The following is a 1,074-nucleotide window of genomic DNA, read 5'->3' on the forward strand; positions in this document are numbered from 1 at the left end:
CCCGGCCGGACCATGCTGGGCCTGCTGCGCTACGTCGACGGCGACCTCGGCGACCCGGCGACCTACGAGGCGATGAGCCGGGAGATCGGCGACGGCTCGCGGATCCTGTACTACCTCGAGGTGCCGCCGGTCCTGTTCGCCCGGATCGCCGAGGGCATCTCCGGGGCCGGGCGCGCCGAGGGCGCCCGGGTGATGGTCGAGAAGCCGTTCGGCACGGACCTGCAGAGCGCGCGGGCCCTGAACGAGACGATGCTCAGGTACTTCCCGGAGGACGCGATCTACCGGGTCGACCACTGGCTGGGCCTCGACCCGCTCAACGACGTCCTGGTGGCCCGCTTCGCCAACTCGATCTTCGAGCCGCTGCTGACCCGCGACCACGTCGAGAGCATCCAGATCACCATGGCGGAGGCGTTCGACGTCGCCGACCGCGGCCGCTTCTACGACCGCACCGGCGCCACCCGCGACGTCCTGCAGAACCACATGCTGCAGGTCCTGGCCACCGTGGTGGCCGACCCGCCGGACGGGTCCGGCCTGATGTCCTGGGTCGACGCCAAGGCCCGCGTGCTGCAGGCGATCCGCCCGTTGACGCCGGAGAACACCGTCCGCGGCCAGTACGAGGGCTACCGGGAGGTGGCCGGCGTCGACCCGGTCTCGACCACCGAGTCCTACACGGCCGTCCGCCTGGAGCTCGACTCGTGGCGCTGGGCGGGGGTCCCGATCCTGATCCGCGCGGGCAAGACGATGCCGGTGACCGCCACCGAGGTGAGCATCCGTTTCCGGCCGGCCCCGCTCGACGTCTTCGACGTGCCCGGTCCGCGCCCGGTCAACGCCCTGCGCTTCCGCATCTGGCCGAACGCCGCGGTCTCGCTGACCCTGGCGGGCAAGAAGCAGGGGATCGAGCGCGTCCCCGAGCAGCAGGACCTGGTGTTCGCCGAGCACGCGGCGGACGACGCGCGCCCGTACGACCGGCTGATCGGCGCGGCCCTGGACGGCAACCGGATCCTGTTCGCCCGGCAGGACACCGTCGAGGCCGCCTGGCGGGTGGTCGACCCGATCCTCGGCGACGTCGTGCCC

1 protein-coding gene is annotated in these 1,074 nt (G+C 72.3%); it reads left to right on the forward strand.

Going from position 1 to position 1,074, the window contains the following annotated elements; translation table 11 throughout:
- Positions 1-1,074 (forward strand): glucose-6-phosphate dehydrogenase (locus tag AB0B41_RS43245; protein ID WP_358213051.1); only part of this gene is annotated, 1,074 nt, incomplete at both ends.

Source organism: Pseudonocardia sp. NPDC049154, assembly GCF_040648315.1.
Lineage (GTDB): Bacteria > Actinomycetota > Actinomycetes > Mycobacteriales > Pseudonocardiaceae > Pseudonocardia.